The organism is Bradyrhizobium sp. LjRoot220, assembly GCF_964252915.1.
Classification (GTDB): Bacteria; Pseudomonadota; Alphaproteobacteria; order Rhizobiales; family Xanthobacteraceae; genus Bradyrhizobium.
Genome location: NZ_CAXUPS020000006.1, coordinates 97,067 through 121,228, shown reverse-complemented (window position 1 = coordinate 121,228; position 24,162 = coordinate 97,067). Strand labels below are relative to the sequence as shown.

Below are 24,162 nucleotides of genomic sequence, written 5' to 3'. Positions count from 1 at the left end.
TGATAGCACGGAGCGGCCGCGGCGTGCTGAATCCCCCGCATGCGCGGGGGATGACGATTTGTGGGTAGGTCGGACAGAGTGCCGGCAAATTCGCGATCAGGCCGCCTTCTGGCCGCTACCGGCATCGAGGCCGGCATAGATGCCGCGCTCGAAGCCCGCGAACGCTTCCAGGCATTTTGCGTCGACGAACGGCAACAGCTGCATCAGGATCACGCCGGAGACGTTGCGCGCCGGGTCGATCCAGAAATAGGTGTTGGCGAGGCCGGCCCAGGCGAGACTGCCGGCGCTGCGGCCCTCCGGCGTCTTGGCGGTGGTGATCAGGAAGCTGAGCCCCCACTTCTTCACGATGTCGGGGTAGAGATCGACATCGTTGGTGTACATCGGCGCCATTGTCGTCATCTTGCCCATCGTGAGATCGCCGATGTGGTTCTGGCCCATCAGCTCGACGGTCTCCGGCTTCAGCACCTGGTTGCCGTTGCCCTTGCCCTTATTGAGGATCATCTGGGTGAACCTGATGTAGTCGGCCGCCGTGCTGTAGAGACCGCCGCCGCCCATATGAAATTCCGGATTCTGTTCAAGCTCGAACGGGATCGGCGCCAGCGATCCGTCCTCGCCGCGCGCATGCATGCCGACCAGCCGCTGGCGCTGGGAGTCCGTGATCTTGAAGCCGGTGTCGCTCATGCCCAGCGGCGTGAACATGTGGTCGCGCAGATAGGCATCGAGACGCTGGCCGCTGGCCGCTTCCACCGCCTTGCCGACGAAATCGATGTTGATGCCATATTCCCAGCGCGTGCCGGGATCGGACATGATCGGCCCCTCCAGCGCGGCGTTCAGGCAGCTGAAGATGGCCGGGGTTCCGGTCTTCTCCATGTACTTCCCCATGTCGCCGTTCCACACGTCGTAGCAGTAGCCGGCGGTGTGGGTCATGAGATGGCGCAAGGTGATCGGCTTCTTCGCCGGGCGCAGTTTTGGTTCGCCGCTGGCGTCAAAACCTTCCAGCACTTGCGGGCTGGCCAAATCCGGCAGCAGCTTGCCGATCGGCTCGTCCAGCGAGAGTTTACCCTGCTCGACGAGCTGCATGCCGGCAGCGCACGTGATCGCCTTGGTCATCGAGGCGATCCAGAACACGCTGTCGGCGGTCATCGGATCGTCCTTCGACAGGTCGCGTTTGCCGAACGCGCCCTGATAGATCACCTCGCTGCCGGTCGCCGCCATCGCGACCACACCGGGGATCTCCTGGGCGTCAGATTTCTGACGCAGAATCTGGTCGATCTGGGCTTTGCTTTGCATAGGTCACCTCCCGCTTGTTTTTATGGAGTGCCGCGATCTTCCTCCCGCCGGCGTGATCCGGCAAGGAGATCGTCCATGTTCTGAGGTTCGATGCTGCGCATCGGGGAATCACGGGAGAGGCGGCGGACACAAAACTGCAACACTCCGCCACAATTTGCGGTGGACGAGCGGCAGCAGCGGTGACCGCTCCCGGCGCAAACGATAAGTTGATTCGATAATGATTTCCGGCCCTGATTCTTTGAAGTAAGACATTCAGATTCCAGCAGAAACGCTGCCTACGGACTGGATGATTTGATGAAAATGGTTGTAGCTTTCCCGTTGCGAGGATGCCGCGATGATCTCGACCTGGAGTGAATGGAAACGATATCCCCGCGTCGGACGCGGCGAGAACATCGAGGCGCCGATTTCTCCCGGCCTCTATGAAGTCCGCTACGCCGGTACCGGCGCGCTGCATTCGTTCGAGGCGGTCGACAACGTCGCCCAGGCGTTGGCGCAGCTCGCGGTCGGTTCCAAATCATGGTTCTCGCGCCGCGCTACGACAAAGCTGCCCGATCTCGAATACCGCACCTGTGCGACCTCATCGCGGGCCGACGCCAAGGCCGCCGCGGAGCGCATGATCGGCCGCCGCGAAACCTATATGAGCGGCGCGGCTTGAGAGCCCGCCGTCGTTCCGGGGCGATGCGAAGCAGCGAACCTCAGATGCGCAATTGCGGATCGGGGAACCTCGAGATTCCGGGTTCGCTTCGCGCCCCGGAATGACGGATCACCAGCCGCGCGTTTGCAGCCGATGCATTGCCGGTGGATTGGGCCTATACTCGGATTAATACCCCAAAAAATCCGAGGAGTACGCCATGAACCCGCCCGTCGCCGCACGCGCTTCGCAATCCGCCCCCTCTCTGCGCGACCGCCTGAAGGACCCCTCGCTGCTGCGCGAGCAGTGCTACATCGATGGTGCCTGGACCGGGACGGCGTCAAAGCCGGTGACCAACCCAGTCAACGGCGTTGAGCTGGCAAAAATACCGGTCATGAGCACCGCGGAGACAACGCAAGCCGTCGAAGCCGCCGAGCGCGCGTTCCCGGCCTGGGCCAAACTCACCGCCAAGGCGCGTTCCAACATCCTGCGCAAATGGTTCGACCTGATCGTCGCCAACCGCGAGGACCTTGCGCTGATCCTGACCTCGGAGCAGGGCAAGCCGCTGGCGGAAGCGCTGGGCGAAGTCGATATCGGCGGCGCTTACGTCGAATTCTTCGCCGAGGAAGCCCGCCGCGTCTATGGCGAAACCATCCCGACCCAGCGCGCGGATGCGCGGCTGCTCGCGATCAAGCAGCCGATCGGCGTCTGCGGCGCGATCACGCCTTGGAATTTCCCGTGCTCGATGATCACCCGCAAAGTCTCGCCGGCGCTGGCCGCCGGCTGCACGGTCGTCCTCAAGCCCGCCAATGAAACGCCGCTGACGGCGCTGGCACTGGTGGCGCTGGCCGAGAAGGCCGGCGTGCCGAAGGGGGTGTTCAATATTCTCACCGGCAACTCCTCGGCGATCGGCAAGGTGCTGTGCGAGCACCCCGCGGTGCGCTTCATCGGCTTCACCGGGTCGACCGAAGTCGGCAAGATCCTGTATCAGCAGGCCGCGGTCGGCGTGAAGAAGCTCGGGCTGGAGCTCGGCGGCAACGCGCCATTCGTGGTGTTCGACGACGCCGATATCGATGCCGCCGTCGAAGGCGCCATGGTCTCGAAATACCGCAACATGGGCCAGACCTGCGTCTGCGCCAACCGCATCTACGCCCAGGACAAGATCTACGACCAGTTCGTCGAAAAGCTCTCGGCCAAGGTCGCGGCGATGAAGATCGGCGACGGCACCGAGCAAGGCGTGGTGCAGGGCCCGCTGATCAACATGGCGGCGATCGACAAGGTCGAAAAGCACATCGCGGATGCGGTCAAGGGCGGCGCCAAAATCGTCACCGGCGGCAAGCGCCATGCGCTCGGCGGCAGCTTCTTCGAGCCGACCGTGCTCGCCAACGTCCAGCCCAACGCGCTGGTGGCTCATGAAGAAACGTTTGGCCCGCTGGCGCCGGTGTTCCGCTTCAAGGACGAGGCCGACGTGATCGCGATGTGCAACGCCTCGCCGTTCGGTCTCGCGTCATACTTCTATTCGCGCGACCTCGGCCGGGTCTGGCGGGTCGCCGAAGCGCTGGAGTCCGGCATGGTCGGCGTCAACACCGGGCTCATCACCACCGAAGTCGCCCCCTTCGGCGGCGTCAAGGAGTCGGGCCTCGGCCGCGAAGGCTCGCATCACGGCATGGAAGAATATGTCGAGATCAAATACGTGATGATGGCGGGGATTTGATCACTTCGCCCCTTATGCCGGCACATTAACACCGAGTCGATGGCGGTCTAAGAGTGAGTCGGTGGGTCTTTGGCCAATATTGCTACCGAACGTTGCGGTTCGCTGAGAATTGTTTTCTATTGCGAGCCAATCGCGGGACCTGATTCGACAGATTCTTCCTCTTTTGACCATGCGCGCCGTCGGCGGTCCCGAAACGCCGGTTGCCCGGACTTGAGCCTGAAAACGGAAGTTCCAGCCATGTCCGAGCGTGACGTCATCTTCATCAGCCACGCGACGCCAGACGACAACGAGTTCGTCCGCTGGCTGGGAACGAGGCTGACCGGATACGGCTACAAGGTCTGGGCCGACATCTTCGACCTCGCTGGCGGAACGCCGTTCTGGATCAGCATTGAGGACGCGATCCGCAAAAAGGCCCTCAAGGTCGTTTTCGTGGTCTCAAAGGCAAGCTGCCATCCCGACCGCAGCGGGGTCCGAAACGAGATATCCGTGGCCGACACCGTCAGGAAACTGCTGAACGATCCCGAGTTCATCATTCCGGTGAGGATCGACGACGTCGCGTTCGGCGATCTGCCGATCCAGATCCACCAGCTCAACACCATCGACTTCACCAGCGGGTGGGGTGCCAAGCTCGCCGACCTGGTCGACACCCTGACGAAGGTTGGCGTCCCCCGCGTCGTCACCGATCTAACTCCCGAGTTCGATCGCTGGCGGCAGGCGTCCATCCGCTCCGACGTCGTAGTCGAACGCGGCGAAGAATCGCTGCTCACCAGCATCCCGCCGATCGTGCGGCTTCCGGAGGAGATCTCGTTCTACGAATACGAGGGCGAGAACCGGAAATTCGAGGAGGCGGTCAAGAGCGTTCCGCACCCGGTCGCATGGCACAATCGCCTCCTGCTAGGCTTCGCGGCTGCTCACGAGCTTCAGGAGCATCTGCCCGCAGAATTCACCTTGACGCTGCGCGCGAGCGTCCCGTTTTCCGATTTTCTGCAAGGGGCACTTACCGACCCTATCGGCCCGCACCGGCGCGACGCCAGCAACGCAGCCGTCCGGATGCTGCGCGAGGCGTTCGAGGGGCATTTGGCCGCCCGCGGCCTGCTTCGGTACGAAGCGTCAGCCGGGACAGTGATGTTCTTCCCGAAGGATTTGCTTCCGGACGACCGCGTGATCTACACCAACGCCAAGGGCCGCCAGACCTATAAGCAGGTGGTCGGTTTCAGCAAGGTGCTCAACGCGCATTGGCATCTCGCGATGCGTGCCGTGGTCAGGCTCGACGATGCTGCATCCGTCCGCCTGCGCCCGTTCGTCGTGTTCACGCGCGACGGCAAGGAGCCGCTGAAGGACGCCGCCGAAATGACCAGGCTGCGCCGGCGCTTCTGCAAGAGCTGGTTCAATCACGTTTGGCGGCCGCTGTTTCAGGCATTCTACGAATTCTTCGGCGACCGCGCCGACGCGGTCCGGATCGACCTCGGCGAGCACCGAAGCTGGGCCGTCGCCGGGGACGGGCTGAAACTGGTCAGTGCGATGCGCATGCCGCTTGATCTCGGCGTTCTCGATTCCGGCGCCGGACACGTATGCGCTGAAGCTGGAGTGCCGGGATGGTGCCCTGAATGGTTTTCGCAACCTGCCAGAACCGCCGCTATGTGCTTGAATACAAAATCCGGAGCGATGACCCCTGCCTGGGTGACGGGGCGCCATGTATTCAGCTGGATGACATCGTCGTCAAAGAACTCCGCCAATAGGCGCCTGCACTGTCTCGGCCTTCATACGTGGTCAAGCGTGATGCGGCGGTTTTCGTTACTTTTCGGCAGCGCTTTGAAGGACCGCGGGCGGAGGGCGTGAAGGATCTTCGTCTACGTGAAAGCTCATCTGTCGACGCTCTTCGTCATACTCGAACAATGGTTCCGGGGATTTCTCTTGCGTTGATGAGAAATAGAATCCTTCGAATTCGATGAAAGACAGTTTTTGTTCCAAATCGATTACGTTTTTGCGACAGGTTTCAATCCTCACATGATTCTTGTGCTGGATGTGGGATATCACTTTACAACTTTGATACGAGCGGCCAAAGTTTGCGCTTGGGTGCTGAGTTGACTGGTGGGCAGTTACTGAGGCTTCCCTTGAGGCGGTTCCTCAATGGCGATGGTGGGCGGCATCTTGATTGCAGCGTGGCGCCGGGCGCTGCGGGGCAGCAATCGTTGCGGATTTCTGCATACCGTGGAATCGACGTGTAAGCGCGCGATGCTTGTCATCGTGACGCTGGTCTTGGCGACGGCCCTGGCAAGCTGCCAGCCTGCTACGTCTGAAGGCATCAAGTTCAGTTGGTTTTACCGCTTTAATGTTGAGCTTTCCCACGGTGATGAGCCGATCAACATCGAAATCATCATCGCCTGCGGCTCGCAGACGAGGCGGATTCCAGGGGAGGGGCGTAGCGCCCAAGCGATCTGGGCGCCCTATATTTATGGTGTCCGTACAAAGAACGGAGAGGGCGTGCTGGTTCAAAGCCCTAACGTTTGCGACCGCGATATCGTCAAGGAGCCGGTTCCTGCCGATTTTCTTCCCGTCGTGTTCTGGGCGCCGGATGCCGGCAATCTCGAGTTTCTGGTCGCCTATCTGCACGAGCGCGCCTACGAGCAGCCGGTCTCAAAACTGAAATTCCATCGCGCGACTATTACCGAAGCAACCGAAGCCGATTACAAGGCGTGGCGCGAAACCAGGTGGAAGGACAACATTGTCCCGATCGGAGATCGGCGGGACGATCACATCAACGGATGGAGCTATTTCCGCGGGGAAGGGTTTTTCCCAAAGGAAGATCCGCGCAGCAAACTGTTGTTGCGCATGTCTTGTTATTCCTTTCTCCGGGTCCCCATCCCCTCCGATCTGCAAGAATTGATCCGCGCGCAATGGCCGCCGGGCCGTCCCCATTACTGGCTGCTTGCGTGGTCGACCGTGCGACCGATCGTGTTCGAGGAAAATCCGGACGCCACGCAATACTGGAAAAGATTTCTAGCCGAGGCCAGGCGGCGGGGAGTCCTTGATCGCGAGGAGCCGCGCGGTCTCGCAACCTTCTATGAAGGCAAGGGGGTTAACCGCAATTCAGGGGTGGGCCATATCGAGCGCAATCCGGAATTGTTGGCGTCCGGTCAGGGGTTGCGAATCCCGGTTCGCGTTGAGACAGGTTTTCCGTGGGCAACCGACCGAATGAAGATTCAAGGCTCGTTCGACCTTCATGCCGACACGGCGAACGGCGCTGACCAGGGATTTGCTTACTGCTACCGCGACATGTTTGGCTACTACTTCCAACCGCCGATTGGAGAAATACGGGCGTCTGATCATCGCATCTTTATCGACGGCAAATTGATCGGAATCTGGCCGGGAGCAAAAAGCATGGCTCCTGGCGCCGTGATCGTCGAACGCGACGAATATCTCTGGCTCAAGAACGATTTCCCCCTGACGCATGAACTTGCGAGGATGCAATGAAAGACGAAACCAAATATGCGTTGATCAGTGACGCCGTCTACCAGCGCGGGCCGGCGAACTCGGCGCTGAACATTCCGAGCATCGTCCCGGGCGCGAGCCGCGGAGCCGTCTCCGACATCCCATCCAACGGCTTTTATGCCGAGGAATGGACCGTTGATGGGAAGACCGTCATCGCTTTCCGAGGAACGGATTTCGCAGCGCCGCTTAACGGCGATTTTGACGACGCTAATTACCCGTTGGCGCAAGCAAATGCCCCATCTGCCCAACTGAGTGCTGCGATCGCGTTCGTAGATCAGATCATGAGCCGCCCCGGATTCGATGTTTCAAAACTCGTATTCACCGGTCATTCGCTGGGCGGTGGTCTTGCCGGACTGATGGCGGCAAAATATGGGCAGCCTGCCTTCGTATACGCACCAGCGCCGTTCAAAGCGACCAGCGAGTTGGCGACGTTCATTCCGAGTTCCCTTACTGCTGCCCAGGTCACGTTATTGCAGGGGGGCCCGCCAGTTCCACCCAGCGGTCCAAATGGTCCTGATCTAAGTGATCCCACCTACGTGGCAGATAAAGCGCGTTATGACGCAGCCAAGGCAGCGCGGGATACTCAGGTTGGTAACAATTATCAAAACATTAAGTCGTACGGATTGGTCGATGAGGTGCTTCGCGCATTTCTACAGGATGGACCTTTTGGCTGGATGGCCGGGAAGTACGGGATAAACCATTTCGAACCTCTGGATGTATCCTTCAATGTAGGTGGAGGGTCCGTCTGGGCTGAGGCCCTCGCGAAGCATAGTATGAGCCTTCACGCGCTCCTGCTCCGAACTAACTCCGGGACTATTGCCACGAATGATGAGACTGGTTGGATTTCCCGACCGATCGGAGGCGTCGACGGCCTTCTTACGAAGGACGCATCATTGCGTGGCGCGTTCTTGAATACTCCCGCAATCACGGGTCCACTTAACACTCAGACTCGTGACAATACCTCCACGGATCCCGATCCTGGAATCATGCTTCGTGCGCTGGTGTCCGATCTGAATTTTTATACTCAGTTTCACACCCGGTTTGGTTCCTGGCTGTCCGCCGGTGCCGTTGGGAAAGACATTTCGGGCACAGCAGATAGCTTTTCGTTTCATTCAGGCGTCGTCAAGCTTGGCCTTCAGGTCGTTCGCGACGCCTTGACGAAAGCCGGGAGCGGTCCCGTCGTTGGAAGCAAGGGTCTCAACGTATTTGGTGAAGATCCCGCGACGTCGGGACGCATTCTTGTAAATCGCGGCGACCTCGATCCCAACGCTCCGGCAGCTCTCAAGGATCCGATAACGGGGCAAGCGTTCGGAGTACGCGAGATTGACGTGGCAATCTGGAAGGCCGCGCGCTTTCAGCCGTCGACCGCGCTTGTGCCGGCCGCCGCCGATCTTGTTGTTAGAAAAGCACTTGGGATTCCAGGAGACCAGGACCCAGTCGCTGCACTCACGAACGGTACCCTTACGTTGCCTTCTTGGCAGGTGCTTGTCGTGCAAGCGGGTTCAGTAAATGGCGGCTTGACTTACACGGCCTCGGGCGATCTTGCCGATAAGTCCCATGTGATCGTCGGCGGAGAGGGTGTCGATACACTCACCGGATCGACGGTGAAGGACTACATCATCGGTGGCGACGGCGGCGACATACTGATGTCGGGCGGCGGTAACGACGTGATCGTTGGCGGGATTGGCGAAGACCGCTACATCGCCAAACCATTGACGGTTCAGCTTCAGGGCAACGTTACGTTTATTGGCGGTCCGGACAAGGACACGGCGGTATATGGTGACGAGTTTGAAGGCTATCGGCTCGAGCTAGTCGCAAAACGCGTCCCCGTGCTTGCCGGTCAGACCGTTGCCGAAGTGCACATCGGAAGTACGGTTGTCGATACCCTGATCGGTGTGGAGCGCATCGAGTTCGCCAAAGCGGACGATGTCGCCAAGTATACAGCGGTCGCACAGAAACTTGGAATAACCCTGGCAATGAAGCTGGGCTCCAACGAAGTTTATCGCATCAAGGATACCGCAGCAGCGCCCGAACTTCCGGAAGTGACGGACAAGGGCGCCTTCATGACAGTCGAGTTTTTGACGGAAGGCGCGACCGGACCGCAGCGGCAAACGCTGAGCACAGTCTCCGATTTCGAAGAAAAGGAGCGTCCCAACACCATCATTAAAGTCAACGGTCATCAACTATCCGGGGGAGCGTCGTTCGACTTCGACAAGTTCGATCTCGTCAGCAATGGCAACGTCAAGCCAATCTATCTGATGAACAGCAGCCAGACGTACCCGGCGGTTGCGACCGATGATCGGGTGAATGTCTGGTATGGCGGTCAAGTTGGCGTTGCGGTGAAATATTTGACCGGACTTACCGGCAGTGCCCCGGGGGTGAACGCGGTCCCGATGGGCCCGGTGGTGGGAGCCAGTTTCGCGCCGATCGTTTTCGGCGCGCTCGGCAAGTTCGCTGGAAGTTGGAACACCGGTTACAACCAGACGATCATCGGTGTCTATGGCGAACGCTACGATCTCGGCAGTCTCGCGGCGGACGGTACCCGGACCCTTACGATCACGCTCAATCCCCTGACCGATGGCTACGACCAGACCATCGTCATCAACAACTGGAAGCAGGGCGATTATGGCATCCGGATCCAGCATTTCAGCTACGGGCGCGGATTGGATAGCGGCACCAACAAGAACGGCCAACTGGATTCCTGGCAAGGCGTGTCGCTGGATACCGTTCGCACGCGGCTGGCCGAAATCGGAATCGTCGCGCCTCCCGAAGCGAATCAGAATACTGCCAGAGCGATGGCCGGCGATGACGAAGAGGCGCCACTGGTACGTGCCGGCAATTCCGAGGACAATGATCTCGCGGGCGGCGGCGGCAAGGACCTCATTCGCGGTTATCAGGGCAACGACGATCTGCTGGGCGGCGAAGGTCGCGACACCTATGTCTTCGCCGTCGGCGACGGTCACGACGTCATCGAGGATCTGTCACCCGAAGGAGCGGTGATCCGCTTCGTCGACGGCCTCGATGTCTCGTCGATCAGCAAGCAGCAGGTGGCCGGCGACGGCGGCAACTATGATCTGCTCGTCACCTATGGCGATGGCGATACGATCCTGATCAAGAACTGGTCCACGCTGTCAGCCGAAGAGCAGGCGCTCTGGACCTTCGAGAGCGTCAGCGGAACGTTTACGCCGGAAAACTCCGCCGATGAGCCCGATATCTCGGTGGTGCCGGAGGAAGCTGGTGGAACCGCTGCGACCACCATCACGGGTACGGCCGATGCCGATACCCTCGACGGCATCGACATCGACGAGGATATCTACGGGCTGGACGGGGACGACGTCATCAATGCCGGCGGCGGCGTCGACGTCGTCAGCGGCGGCGAGGGCAACGACATCCTGAATGGCGGAGCCGGCAACGATACGATTCTCGGCGGCGGCGGCAATGACTGGCTGAACGGCGGCGACGGCGACGATGCCATTCTCAACGATGCCGGCGACGACGTCATCACCGGTGGCCGCGGCAACGATCACATCGTGATCGACAACCTCATCAACGGCAACGACACCTACATTTTCGATCGCGGCGACGGCCAGGACATCATCGAAGCCGCATCCAATACCGATACGTTGAAGCTCGGGTCCGGAATCCTGCCCTCCGATATCGTCATCCAGCGCGTGGTCTACAACGACCCCGAGGCCGGCAATCTCTATGGCGACCTGGTGATCAAGATCGCCGGCACCCTCGATCAGATCACGTTCCGCAATGCGTCCGCCTATGCATCGTTCGGCGATCCCTTCGCCAACGCCGACACGATCGGACCGCAGCAACTGGTGTTTGACAACGGCGTGGTGTGGAGCCGCGAAGACCTGCTCAAATTCTATATCGATCATGCCAGTACGCCCGGTGACGACGTGATCCTGGGATCGCCGAACGACGAGATCATGCGGGGCGGCGCCGGCAACGATATCTTCCACGCCAATTCGGGCAACGATGGTTACGTCTGGAATCGCGGTGACGGCAACGATCGCATAACTTCCAGCGCGTTCGAGAAAGACGGCGATCTCACCCGGATTGCGTTCGGGACAGGTATCACAGCGTCGGACGTCACTTTCTCGATGAACGCCCAAGGGCAACTGGTCGTTAACGTTGCCGGAACGAATGGCGGCACTATCACGGTCGACTCGTATTTTGCTGCCTCCGAAAGCAATCTAGGGTTGGATAGATTAGCATTTACCGACGGGACCGTGTGGACCCGCACGGATATCGACCAGCGCTATCTGGCTGCGCTCTCCACCGGTGGTGACGATGTGGTCATCGGAACCGCCGGCGCCGACACCATCAACGGCGGGATGGGCAACGACACGATCATAGGCAATCGTGGCGCCGACGTTCTGGATGGTGGTGCGGGCAACGATACGCTGTTCGGCAGCGGTCAAGTCACCTATCAGTTCGGGGCGTCGTTCGGACAGGACGTCGTGAGGGATACGACCTTCATTATCCCGAGCTATCCCACTCCCGATGGCGATTCGCATCGCGATAGGCTTGCCTTCTCGAGCTATAACCTCGCGGATTTCTCGATTGCCTGGTCGGCTCCCGGCACCTACGATCTGATTCTGTCGCGGCTTGGATCCACCGACAAAATCACCATCCAGAACCATCGCGATCTTTACGACGCCAACCTTGCCTCCATCGAGAATTTCGCATTCGGGGATGGAACGCTGCTGGCGTTTAACCAGATCAACGCGATCGCCAATCGCGCGCAGACGGCGACGAATGCGGTCAATGGCACCACCGCGGCGGAGACCCTGACCGGTACGACAGCCGCGGACACGATCACGGCGGACGCCGGCGCCGATACAGTGCATGGCAACGACGGCGACGATCTCGTCAATGCCGGCGATGGCGATGATCTCGTGACCGGCGACGCCGGCAATGACATCCTGCTCGGCGGCGCCGGGATCGATACCATCGGCGGCGGCATCGGCAACGACATCATATACGCCGGGACCGGCAACGACGTCGTCACCGGCGATGCGGGCGCGGATATCCTGTACGGCGAGGGCGGCAACGACCAGCTCAATGGCGGCGCCGACAATGACCGGCTGTACGGCCACGCCGGCAACGATACGCTGACCGGTGGCACCGGCGACGACGCGCTGACCGGGGGCGCCGGCAACGACACCTATGTATTCAACCGCGGAGATGGCCAGGATACCATTCAGGCGGCGAGCGAACGAACCCTGGGTGAAGTCGAAACGCTGGTTCTCGGCGGCGGAATTACCCAGAGCGACGTGCATTACGCGCTTAACGGGCGCGATCTCGTCGTTGGCTTTACCGTCAATCCGGCCGATCAGATCACGGTCAAAGATTTCCTCGGTTCGGGAATGCTGTCCAGCGTTGTGATCGACGGGGTCGCGGTATCGGCGACACAGATTCTGGATGCGTTGTCCGGCGCGACCAGCGGCACTGATAATGCAGGCCCGACCGCGGCCAGCGGCGGCACCAGCCTGGTCTACGGCGGGCGCGGCAACGACACCCTGACCGGCGACGATCAGGGCAATACCTATGTCTTCCTGAAGGGAGACGGACAGGATCGCGTCACCAGCCCGCGCCCGTTTTTCCATTCCGGGAGCGACGATCTCGTTCTCAACGGCTATACGCCGGCAGAGGTCGTGTTTTCGCGCGCCGGCGCCGGCGGTCTCGATCTCGGCATCACCTTTACATCGGGGACCGATCGCCTGGATGTCACGGGCCAGTTCGGCAACGGCTTTCAAGGTATCGACACGGTTCAATTCGAGGACGGCACCGTCTGGTCGACCGCCGACATCAGGGCGCGGGTCATGTCGCAGGCCGCAACCAGCGGCAACGACACCATCAATGGCTTCGACGGCAGCGACGATATCGTCAATGGCGGAGCGGGCAACGATGCGCTGGCCGGTGGCAGCGGCAACGACCGGTATTCGTTCAGCACGGGCGGTGGTCAGGATACCCTCACCGATTCCGGCGGCAGCAACGATCGCCTCGAATTCGGCACGGGCATCCGGACCGGCAACGTTGCCGTCACCCGCTCGGCGGTCGACGCCAACGATGCCATTCTGACGCTATCGGCGGGCGACATCGTGACGCTCAAGGGCGTGTTCTCGGATGCGACCAGCGGCGTCGACAAGGTCGTGTTCGCGGATGGCACGGTATGGTCGAAGACCGATCTCGCCAACGCGTTCCTTGCCGCGAAGACGACGACCGGAGCCGACGCGATCACCGGCACCATCTTCGGTGAGACGCTGGCCGGCGGTCTTGGCAATGATACGCTGACGGGCGGTGCGGGTGGCGACAGCTATCTGTTCAATCGCGGGGACGGCCAGGACACGATCGTCGAGCTCGCGAACAATGGCAATGATCGCCTTGTGCTTGGCAGCGGCATCACGACAGCTCAGGTGACGCTGCGCGAGGGATCGGTCGACCCGACCGACCTTGTCGTCGATATCGGCGGCGGAGAAACCGTCACCATCAAGGCGCAACTTGCCGCCGGCGGCACAACCGGCATCGAATCCGTGACGTTCGCCGATGGCACCGTTTGGGGCCGTGTCGATTTCGACCAGAAGCTGATGGCACTGGCGCAGACGTCGGGGGCCGATACGATCAAGGGTTCGACGGTGGCCGACCGAATCACCGGCGGCACCGGAAACGATACCATCGACGGCCGCGACGGCGCCGATGTCTATGTCTTCAATCGTGGGGATGGCCAGGACACGATAGCCGACAGCGGCACGGCAGTGGGGCTTGATCGGATCGAGTTCGGCGCCGGGATCGGGGCCGCGGATATTGATCTGGCGCGCGGAACCAACCCCAACGATCTCGTCATCTCGATTCGGGGCACGACCGACAAGATTACGGTTCAGAACCACTTCGCCGGCGGCGGCGCCAAGATCGGCCAGGTTCAGCTTGCCGATGGCACGGTTCTGTTTACGGCCGATATCGCGGCGGCTGCGGGTAATCACGCACCGACCGTGGTGACGCCGGTCACCACGAAAACCGTGGCGCAGAATGCTGCGTTCAATTTTGTGGTTCCCGCCAACATGTTCGCGGACAGCGATGTCGGCGACACCATCACGTTGAAGGCGACACAGGTCAGCGGCGCGGCGTTGCCGGCCTGGCTTCGCTTCGACGGCTTTGCGTTCTCGGGAACGCCGGCCAATGCCGATGTCGGTACACCGGTTCAGGTGCGGCTCACCGCGTTCGATGCATCCGGTGACAGCGTCAATAGCGACTTCACGATCAACGTGACCAACGTCAACGACGCTCCGATCCTGGCCACGCTGATCCCCAACAGGGCGGCGACGGTCGGATCGGCCTTCTCGTACCAGTTCGCGGCCAACCAGTTTATCGATCCGGATAACGGCTTGCCAGGCGTTACGACGCAGACGTTGACCTATACGGCCGCGCTCGGCAGCGGTGCAGCCCTGCCGTCCTGGCTTACCTTCAATGCCGCGACCCGTACCTTTTCCGGTACTCCCTCTACCGCCAACAGGGGACCGCTCGATGTCGTGATTACGGCGTCGGATGGAACAGCATCCACCACGACGCATTTCGGCATTTTCGTCGGAACGACAGGGAATACCGCGCCGACTGTAGGTACCGCGATAGGCATCCAGAATGCGACCGAGGATCTGGCATACTCGTTCCAGATACCGGTGAACGCCTTCAGCGACACGGCCGGCGACCACTTGCGTTATACGGCCAAGCTTTCCAGCGGCGCCGCGTTGCCAAGCTGGCTTACGCTCGATCCGGTCACTGGCGTGTTCTCGGGTACACCGGCGAACGCGAACGTGGCCCAGCTCACGGTCCGCGTCACCGCAACCGACATCCGCGGTCTGACGGCCGCGGCAAACTTCACGTTGAAGGTCAACAACGTCAACGATGCGCCGGTCGCCAACGACGCGCTGGAGAGCTTCGTCACCAACGAAGACAGCGTGTTCAGCTACGCGATTCCAGCGGGACTGTTTACCGACGTCGACGCGGGCGGCGCATTGACCCTGGTTGCCCAGATGAGCGACGGCTCGGCCCTTCCGGATTGGCTTGTGTTCAATCCGGCAACGCGAACTTTGTCCGGTACGCCCGATGGCAAGGACGTCGGGATGATCGCTATTCGCATTGTCGCTACCGATAATTCGGGCGCCAGCGTCTATCGTGACATGTTCGTCCTCATCAACGGCGTCAACGACGCGCCGGTTATCATGCACGCGCTCGCCGGGGTAGCTGTTGATCGCGAAGATTTCTTCAGCTTCACCGTTCCATCCGACACCTTCGCCGATGACGGTGGCGGGGTGAGCCTCACGGCGCAGATGGCGGACGGTGCCGCTTTTCCGTCATGGCTCTCCTTCGATCCGCGGACGCGAACGTTTTCGGGAACGCCGGATTATGGTTCAGTCGGCGACAATGAGGGGGTCCACGTCTATCGCGTTGCGCTGACCGCAACCGATGCGCAGGGTGCGGCCACCACGACGATCCTGAACCTGGCCATTCGCGGTCCGAATCCCGGAACGATCGTTCTGGGCACCGAGGGTAGCGATAGTTTGACTGGAGCGCTCGGTCCCGACATCCTCATTGGATTTGGCGGCAACGACACGTTCCAGGGTCGCGAAGGTCCGGACACCTATTTCTTCAGCGGCGGCTTCGGTCATGACACGATAACCAGCCGGTATGCGACCGCGCCGAGCGTGGAGGTCAATGCCGTCGGCGACGCGATCAGCTTTGGCGTCGGCATTGCCGCCTCGGATGTGAGCGTTGTTCTTGAGGATCCCTTCAGCAATAACGGGATACGTTTCGATTCAAGTGATCCGACGCTGGCCACCGACTTTTACGAATCCGACATCATTCTCACGGTCGGGTCGACCGGCGATTCCGTACGCATTCAGAACCAGCTGGCGAACGACAGGTGGGACAATTTTGAGCACGTGATCGAGCAGGTGCGGTTCGCCGATGGCACCGTTTGGACGGCTGCGGATCTCGCCGCCCGCGTTGCCACCGGTGGCAACGGCAATGACGTTCTCTCCGGCGACAATTCAGGAAATGTTGTGTCGGGAGGTGCCGGCAACGATCGGCTGTTCGCGCGGGAAGGCGATGACACCCTGATCGGCGGAACCGGCAATGACGATCTCTATGGCGAGGCCGGTGATGATACCTACGTTTTCAATCTCGGCGACGGTGATGACCGGATCATCGACAGCTACAGCTATATATACGGCAGTAACGGCGTTGATACGCTGCGTTTTGGTGCGGGCATCAGGCCGGTTGATCTGGTGTTTACGCGCAACACGGAGAATCCCGATGTGCTGGTGCCGCCGCCACAGGCTGGCAGCCTGCTGGTGGAAATCGCAGGAACCTCCGACAGCATCAGGATCTACCGCCAATACGCGATCCGCGACGACGTTTCACAGGGCATTGACCGGTTTGAATTTGCCGATGGCACGGTACTGAACCGCGCGCAAATCGATCAACTGGTCAATCCCGGTAACCTGATCCAGGGAACCGATGCCGCGGAGACGTTGACCGGTACGGCAAACGACGAACGCATCCTGGGTAAGAAGGGTGACGACCTTCTGATGGGAAATAGCGGCAACGATACCTACGTCTGGAACGTGGGAGATGGCAACGACACCATCTCGGAATACTCTATCACCAGCTTCGACACCGTTGAGTTCGGGATCGGCATAAGCTCGCAGGACTTCGCGCTTTCACATATCGGGCCCTATGGCAACGAAGCTGCAGGCTATCAGCTTTTCATGACGTACGTCCCAACTGGGGAACGTCTGACCATCAATTGGGAATTCGATGTCACAAACACGATCGACGAATTTCGGTTCGTGGACGGCACGGTCTGGACTCCGACGTCGCTCATCGCCGGATTTCTGGCATCGACCTCCGGCAACGACATTATCCACGGCTTTCCGAACCGAGCGGATTTGATGGATGGCGGCGCCGGCAATGACGAGCTTCATGGCCATACCGGCGCGGATATCTATGTGTTCGGGCGTGGTTATGGTATCGACACGATCTATGATGCGTTCGACGGAATTTTCCAGAATATCGTCGATCGCATTCAGTTCAACAACACGGTCTCGTCGACGGATATCGTTCTGTCCCGGACCAGCCATCTCGACGTCAATAATCAGCGGGTCATCGACACGGTATTCTCGATTGCCGGAACGACGGACAAGCTGGTTGTCGCCGGTGCGGCCTATGGTTTCGAGGCGGTCGCGTTCACTTCCATAACTTTCGGCGGTGACTCCGGATCCTGGCAGGGCGGCAGCCTGGGCACCCGGTATCTGGCGCAGAACTCGACGAATGGAAACGATACCGTTATTGGCTTCCAGGCAAATGAAGTCATCAGTACGGGTCTCGGCGACGATACCCTCGACGGCGGCCGTGGCAACGATACCCTGATCGGTGGCGCCGGAAACGACACCTATGCGTTCTGGCGTGCGCCGGAGACCAAGATCATTCAGGATGGCGGCCTGGTCGAGGATGTCGATACGCTGCATCTTGCCAATATTCTCGCTGCCGATGTGCGGGTAACCAGGGCGGCTAACGAGAACGATCTGATTATTACCACCAACGATCCCAGCAGTGACGGCACAGTCGTGCTTCAGGGCCGGCTGATCGGCGCCGAGTACAGCGCGGACCAGATCCGTTTCTCGGACAATAGCGTCTGGAACTATGCCGCGATCCTGTCGCACGCCCAGGCCGCCGCTGCCGATGCCCACTTGATCAACGGGACGGCCGCAGCGGAGACCATCACGGGAACCTCTCTTGCCGAGACCTTGGATTCCAAGGCCGGTAATGACACCATCGCCGGCGGTTTCGGCGACGACATCTACATTTACCACACCGGCGACGGCAACGACGTCATCAACGAGGTCGATAGCTGGAACGAAATCGACACGCTAAAACTGCGCGACCTGACCCCATCGCAGATCACGTTGCTGAAATCCGGCAACAATCTCGTGATTCATGTGAACGCCACCGGCGCGGACATCACGGTCACGGACCAGTTCAGTTCCAGCGGCACTTACGGTATCGAGGAAATTGTTTTCAGCGATCGGACGGTCTGGAACCGGACGGCAATCGGCAATCGGACCAGCAACCAGGCCCCCACCAACGCAACCTTGCTTGGCGGCGGGATTGAAGAGACTACCGTCAATGGAACGTGGGTAGGTACGATCACCGGTGTCGATCCTGACGGCACCGGGACGTTCACCTATTCGCTGATCGATAATGCCGGCGGCCGGTTCGGGATCAACGCCACCACGGGCCAGATCACGGTCGCAAACGCAGCGTTGTTCAACTACGAAAGCGCCACCTCACATAATGTGACGGTGCGCGTCACCGATCCGGGCGATCTCAGCTTCGATAAAACCTTCAGTCTGGCCGTTTACAACATCAACGAAGCCCCAACCAACGCAACGCTGGTCGGCGGATCGATCGCGGAAAATTCGGCGAACGGCGCGGTGGTCGGAACAGTGACCGGCGTCGATCCGGATGCCGGTGCGGCGCTGACCTATTCGCTGACCGACAATGCGGGGGGACGCTTCGCGATCAACTCGACCACAGGTCAACTCACCGTGGCCAATGGGACGCTGCTCGACTACGAGGCGGCGACTTCGCATGGCGTGACCGTCCGTGTGGTCGATCAGGACGGGCTCAGCTTCGACAAGACGTTCACGGTCCCGGTGACCGACGTTAACGAGGCCGGCAATCAAGCGCCGACCAATGCAACGTTGACCGGCGGCACCATCGCCGAGAATTCAGCGAATGGCGCAGTGGTTGGCACGGTGACGGGTGTCGATCCCGACGCAGGAGCGGTCCTAACTTACGCACTGACCGACAATGCCGGGGGGCGGTTCGCGATCAATTCGACCACGGGCCAGATCACGGTGGCTAACGGCACCCTGCTGAACTACGAGGGCGCTGCCTCGCATGGTGTAACGGTGCGGGTTACCGACCAGGGCGGGCTCACCTTCGACAAGGCTTTGACCCTGAACCTGACCAACGTTAACGAGGCGCCAGGTAACAGCACTTTGACAGGCGGTACGATCGCCGAGAACACGGCGAATGGCGCCGTGGTCGGAACTGTTGCGGGCGTAGATCCCGACACAGGCGCGACCTTGACGTATTCCCTGACCGACAACGCCGGCGGACGGTTTGCGGTCAATTCGACCACCGGTCAAATCACCGTGGCGAACGGCACGTTGCTGAACTACGAGAGCGCCGCCACGCATGACGTGACGGTGCGGGTCACCGATCAGGCTGGGCTGACCTTTGACAAGGCCTTTACCCTGAACGTGACCAACGTCAACGAGGCGCCGAGCAATGCCACGCTGGCGGGCGGAACGATCGCCGAGAATTCGGCGAATGGTTCAGTGGTCGGAACGGTGGCGGGCGTCGATCCCGACGTGGGCGCGACGCTGACATACTCCCTGACTGACAATGCCGGCGGCCGGTTCGCCGTCAACGCGACCACCGGGCAGATCACGGTGGCGAACGGCACGCTGCTCGACTTCGAGACCGCGACTTCGCACGGCGTAACAGTGCGCGTCACTGACCAGGCCGGGTTGACCTTCGACAAGGCATTTACGATCGCGGTGACTGACGTAGCCGATGCGGTCAATAACGCCCCGACCAACGCGACGTTGAGCGGCGGTTCGACTGTGGAGAACGCGGCGAACGGAACATCGGTCGGTACGGTCACGGGTATCGATCCGGATGCGGGGGCTGTTCTGAGCTATTCGCTGACCGACAATGCCGGTGGCCGGTTCGCGATCAATGCAACCACTGGCCAGATTACGGTGGCGAATGGCACGCTGCTGAATTACGAGGGCGCGACCTCACATGGGGTGACGGTGCGGGTCACGGATCAGGGCGGCCTGACCTTCGACAAGGCCTTCACGCTGAACCTTACCAATGTCAACGAAACCCCGACCAATGCGACGCTGACGGGCGGCACGATCGCCGAGAACGCGGCCAACGGTGCGGTGGTCGGAACCGTGACCGGTGTCGATCCCGACGCCGGCGCAACCTTGACGTACTCCCTGACCGACAATGCCGGCGGCCGGTTCGCCGTCAACGCGACCACCGGCCAGATCACGGTCGCGAACGGCACGTTGCTGAACTACGAGAGCGCCACCACGCACGATGTGACCGTGCGCGTCACCGACCAGGCCGGGCTGACGTTCGACAAGGTCATCACGCTTGCCGTTACCAACATCAACGAAACCCCGACCAACGCGACCCTGACGGGCGGTTCGATCGCCGAGAATTCGGCGAACGGCGCGGTGGTCGGAACGGTGGCGGGTGTTGATCCCGATGCGGGTTCGAGCCTGACGTACTCCCTGACCGACAACGCCGGTGGGCGGTTCGCGGTCAATTCGACCACTGGCCAAATCACGGTGGCGGATGGGACGCTGCTGAATTTCGAGAGCGCAACGTCACATGGTGTGACGGTGCGCGTCACCGACCAGGCCGGGTTGACCCTTGACAAGGCCTTCGCGCTCAGCGTCATCAACGACAACGAGGCGCCAACCGACGCGACACTGACGGGTGGCACGATCGCCGAGAATTCGGCGAACGGAGCGGTGGTCGGAACGGTGGCGGGTGTCGATGCCGACGCGGGTTCGACCTTGACGTACTCCCTGACCGACAACGCCGGTGGGCGGTTCGCAGTCAATTCGACCACCGGTCAAATCACGGTGGCGAACGGCGCGCTGCTCGACTTCGAGACTGCGACCTCGCATGGTGTGACGGTGCGCGTCACCGACCAGGCCGGGTTGACCTTCGGCAAGGCACTCACGATTGCGGTGACCGATGTAGCCGACGCTGTCAATCAAGCCCCGACCAACGCGACGTTGACTGGCGGCACGATCGCCGAGAACGCCGCCAACGGCGCGGCGGTCGGAACGGTGGCGGGTGTCGATCCCGACGCCGGTGCTACCTTGACGTACTCAATGACCAACGACGCCGGTGGGCGGTTCGCGATCAATTCGACCAGCGGTCAAATCACGGTGGCGAACGGTACGCTGCTGAACTTCGAGAGCGCCACCTCGCATGGTGTGACCGTGCGGGTCACGGACCAGAGCGGCCTGACCTTTGACAAGGCCTTCACGCTTGGTGTCACCAACGTCAACGAAGCGCCGAGCAATGCGACGTTGACCGGCGGCTCCGTCGCCGAGAATGCGGCGAACGGCACGGTTGTCGGGACGATCGCGGGAACCGATCCCGATGCCAGTGCGACCATGACCTATTCGCTGACAAACAATGCCGGCGGCCGGTTTGCCATCAATTCGACCACGGGCCAGATCACGGTCGCCAACGGCGCGCTGCTCGACTACGAGACAGCGACGTCGCATGGCGTGACGGTGCGCGTTACCGACCAGGGCACGCTGACCTTCGACAAGGCGTTCACCCTGAACCTGACCAACGTCGCCGGCAGCACGCAGAACGGGACTTCCTCGGCGAACACCCTGAACGGCAGCGCCGAGGAGGACATCCTCAATGGCCTCGGCGGCAACGATACCCTGAACGGTCTTGCGGGCAACGATACCCTGGACGGCGGCACGGGCAACGACACCATGGCCGGCGGCGCCGGCAACGACATCTACATCGTCGACTCCGCCAGCGACGTCGTTACTGAAGCCCTCAACCAGGGCATCGACGAGGTGCGCACCGCGCTGGCGAGCATCACGCTCGCGGCCAATGTCGAGAACCTCACGGCGACCACGGCGACGGCGTTGACCGGCAATGGCAATGGCCTGGACAACATCATCACCGGCAACAGCGGCAACGACGTGCTGTTCGGCGGCGCCGGCAACGATACGCTGCTTGGCGGCGTCGGGGATGACGTGCTCCAGGGCGAGGGCGGCAACGATATCTTCGACGGTCAAGGCGGAACCAACTGGATCACGACCGGAACCGGTCTGGATACAATCATCTTCAAGGCCGGCAGCGGCAGCCTGCAAGTCGATGATTTCAGCAACAGCAGCGACAAGATCGACATGCGCGGCACCGGCATCACCCTCGCGACCGCCGCGCAAAACATCACGCTCACGGAGTTTGCCGAGGGCGGCGTGCTGGTACAATTCGGCACCTCCGAGGTCTGGCTCGCGGGAATCATGCCTGGCAATATCACCTTCGCTGACGACTTCATTTTCGATCCGTCGGCCGGCAACAACGCGCCCACCAACGCGACGCTGAGCGGCGGATCGATTGCGGAGAACGCGGCGAACGGAACGTCGGTCGGTACCGTCACCGGTGTCGATCCGGATGCGGGCGCGGTGCTCGGCTACTCGCTGACCGACAATGCCGGTGGGCGGTTCGCGATCAACGCGACCACCGGACAGATCACGGTGGCGAACGGCGCGCTGCTCAACTACGAGGCTGCCACGTCGCATGGAGTGACGGTTCGCGTTACCGACCAGGGCGGATTGACCTTCGACAGGGTCTTCACCCTGAACCTCACCGACGTCAACGAAGCCCCGAGCAACGCCACGCTGACAGGCGGTTCGGTTGCGGAGAATTCGGCCAATGGCACGGTGGTCGGAACGGTAGCGGGGATCGATCCAGATGCCGGGGCGACCTTCACGTACTCTCTGACCGACAACGCCGGCGGACGGTTCGCGATCAACACGAGTACGGGCCAGATCTCAGTGGCCAACGGCACGCTGCTCGACTACGAGACTGCCACATCGTACGGCGTGACGGTGCGCACCGCCGATCAGGCTGGGCTGACCTTCGACAAGGCATTTGCGATCGCAGTGATCGACGTGGCCGACACGGCCAACAACGCCCCGACCAACGCGACGCTGACGGGCGGCACAATCGCGGAGACCGCGACGAACGGTGCGGTTGTGGGCACGGTAAGCGGCGTCGATCCGGATACGGGGGCGATTCTGAGCTACTCGCTGACCGACACTGCCGGTGGACGGTTCGCGATCAATGCGACCTCGGGCCAGATCACGGTCGTCAATGACGCGCTGCTCGACTACGAGGCCGCGACATCGCATGGCGTGACGGTACGGGTTACCGACCAGGGCGGGCTGACTTTTGACAAGGCTTTCACATTGAACCTAACCAACGTCTTCGGAAGCACCCTGAACGGCACCTCCTCGGCAAACACGTTGAACGGCAGCAGCGAGGAAGACATCCTGAACGGTCTTGGCGGCAACGATACGCTGAATGGCCTTGGCGGTAACGATACCTTGGATGGCGGTACCGGCAACGACACCATGGCCGGTGGAACCGGCAACGATATCTACATCGTCGATTCAGCCAGCGACGTTGTCAACGAAGGCCTCAGCGAGGGGGTCGACGAAGTACGAACGTCACTCGCAAGCTACACGCTCGGAGCCGATGTCGAGAATGTAAAGGCGACGACTGCGGCTGCGTTAACCGCCAGCGGCAATGGTCTGAACAATGTCATCACCGGCAACAGCGGCAATGATGTGCTGTTCGGTGGCGCCGGCAACGATACGCTGCTTGGCGGCGCCGGGGATGATGTGCTCCAGGGCGAGGACGGCAACGATATCTTCGACGGTCAGGGCGGAACCAACTGGATCACGACGGGGGCAGGCCAGGATACGCTGATCTTCAATGCTGCCAGCGGTAACCTTCAGGTCGACGACTTCACCGATGGCAGCGATCTGATCGACATGCGAGGTACCGGCATTACCGCGGCGAACGCCGCGCAAAACATCACGATCACAGAATATACCGAGGGCGGCGTGCTGGTACAGTTCGGTACTTCCGAGGTCTGGCTCGAAGGCATCATGCCAGGCCACATTACGTTTGCGAGCGACTTCCTTCTCAATTGATCGCTGAGCAGTTCCTCGTACATCGCGGTTGCTTCGAAACGCACGATCGTGGATTTCATTGGAAGGTGTAGGCTGGAGTTGGCTCAAGCTCGCCCATGATGGATTGGAGCGAGAGTTTAAGCTTTTCAATTGGTTAGAGGACGGCGTGTGCCCGATGTGAGCACCCGGAGATCAAA

Annotated in this window: 7 protein-coding genes; 5 read left to right on the top strand and 2 right to left on the bottom strand. The window is 61.0% G+C overall.

The features are described 5' to 3' along the window. Positions 1 to 96: 96 nt before the first annotated feature. A complete protein-coding gene (locus tag ACSQ84_RS23920; protein ID WP_436214182.1) occupies positions 97 to 1,290 on the bottom strand; it encodes a serine hydrolase domain-containing protein in 1,194 nt (397 codons plus the stop codon). A 334-nt stretch (positions 1,291 to 1,624) separates the two neighbouring features. Here ACSQ84_RS23920 and ACSQ84_RS23915 point away from each other — a divergent pair, with 334 nt between their 5' ends. The 4 genes from ACSQ84_RS23915 to ACSQ84_RS23900 all read left to right on the top strand — a co-directional run bounded on the left by ACSQ84_RS23915 (position 1,625) and on the right by ACSQ84_RS23900 (position 7,109). Then, complete coding sequence (locus tag ACSQ84_RS23915; protein WP_436214181.1) at positions 1,625 to 1,945, top strand: hypothetical protein; 321 nt, start codon at positions 1,625 to 1,627, stop codon at positions 1,943 to 1,945. Positions 1,946 to 2,141: 196 nt separating this feature from the next. Beyond that, a complete protein-coding gene (locus ACSQ84_RS23910; RefSeq protein ID WP_436214180.1) occupies positions 2,142 to 3,635 on the top strand; it encodes an NAD-dependent succinate-semialdehyde dehydrogenase in 1,494 nt (497 codons plus the stop codon). A 237-nt stretch (positions 3,636 to 3,872) separates the two neighbouring features. Continuing rightward, positions 3,873 to 5,474 carry a toll/interleukin-1 receptor domain-containing protein gene (locus ACSQ84_RS23905; protein WP_436214179.1) on the top strand — a complete coding sequence of 534 codons (1,602 nt, stop codon included), beginning with the start codon at positions 3,873 to 3,875 and terminating at the stop codon, positions 5,472 to 5,474. Between the two features lie 291 nt (positions 5,475 to 5,765). Then, a complete protein-coding gene (locus ACSQ84_RS23900) occupies positions 5,766 to 7,109 on the top strand; it encodes a hypothetical protein (RefSeq protein ID WP_436214178.1) in 1,344 nt (447 codons plus the stop codon). 1,130 nt (positions 7,110 to 8,239) lie between these two features. On the opposite strand, the gene ACSQ84_RS23895 is transcribed toward ACSQ84_RS23900, so the two are convergent. Then, positions 8,240 to 8,623: a hypothetical protein gene (locus ACSQ84_RS23895; RefSeq protein ID WP_436214177.1), complete on the bottom strand. Its 384-nt coding sequence runs from the start codon at positions 8,621 to 8,623 to the stop codon at positions 8,240 to 8,242. Between ACSQ84_RS23895 and ACSQ84_RS23890 the strand changes: the two genes are divergently transcribed. After that, positions 8,618 to 23,986: a cadherin domain-containing protein gene (locus tag ACSQ84_RS23890; protein WP_436214176.1), complete on the top strand. Its 15,369-nt coding sequence runs from the start codon at positions 8,618 to 8,620 to the stop codon at positions 23,984 to 23,986. The two genes, ACSQ84_RS23895 and ACSQ84_RS23890, sit on opposite strands and share 6 nt — an antisense overlap. Positions 23,987 to 24,162: the final 176 nt, after the last annotated feature.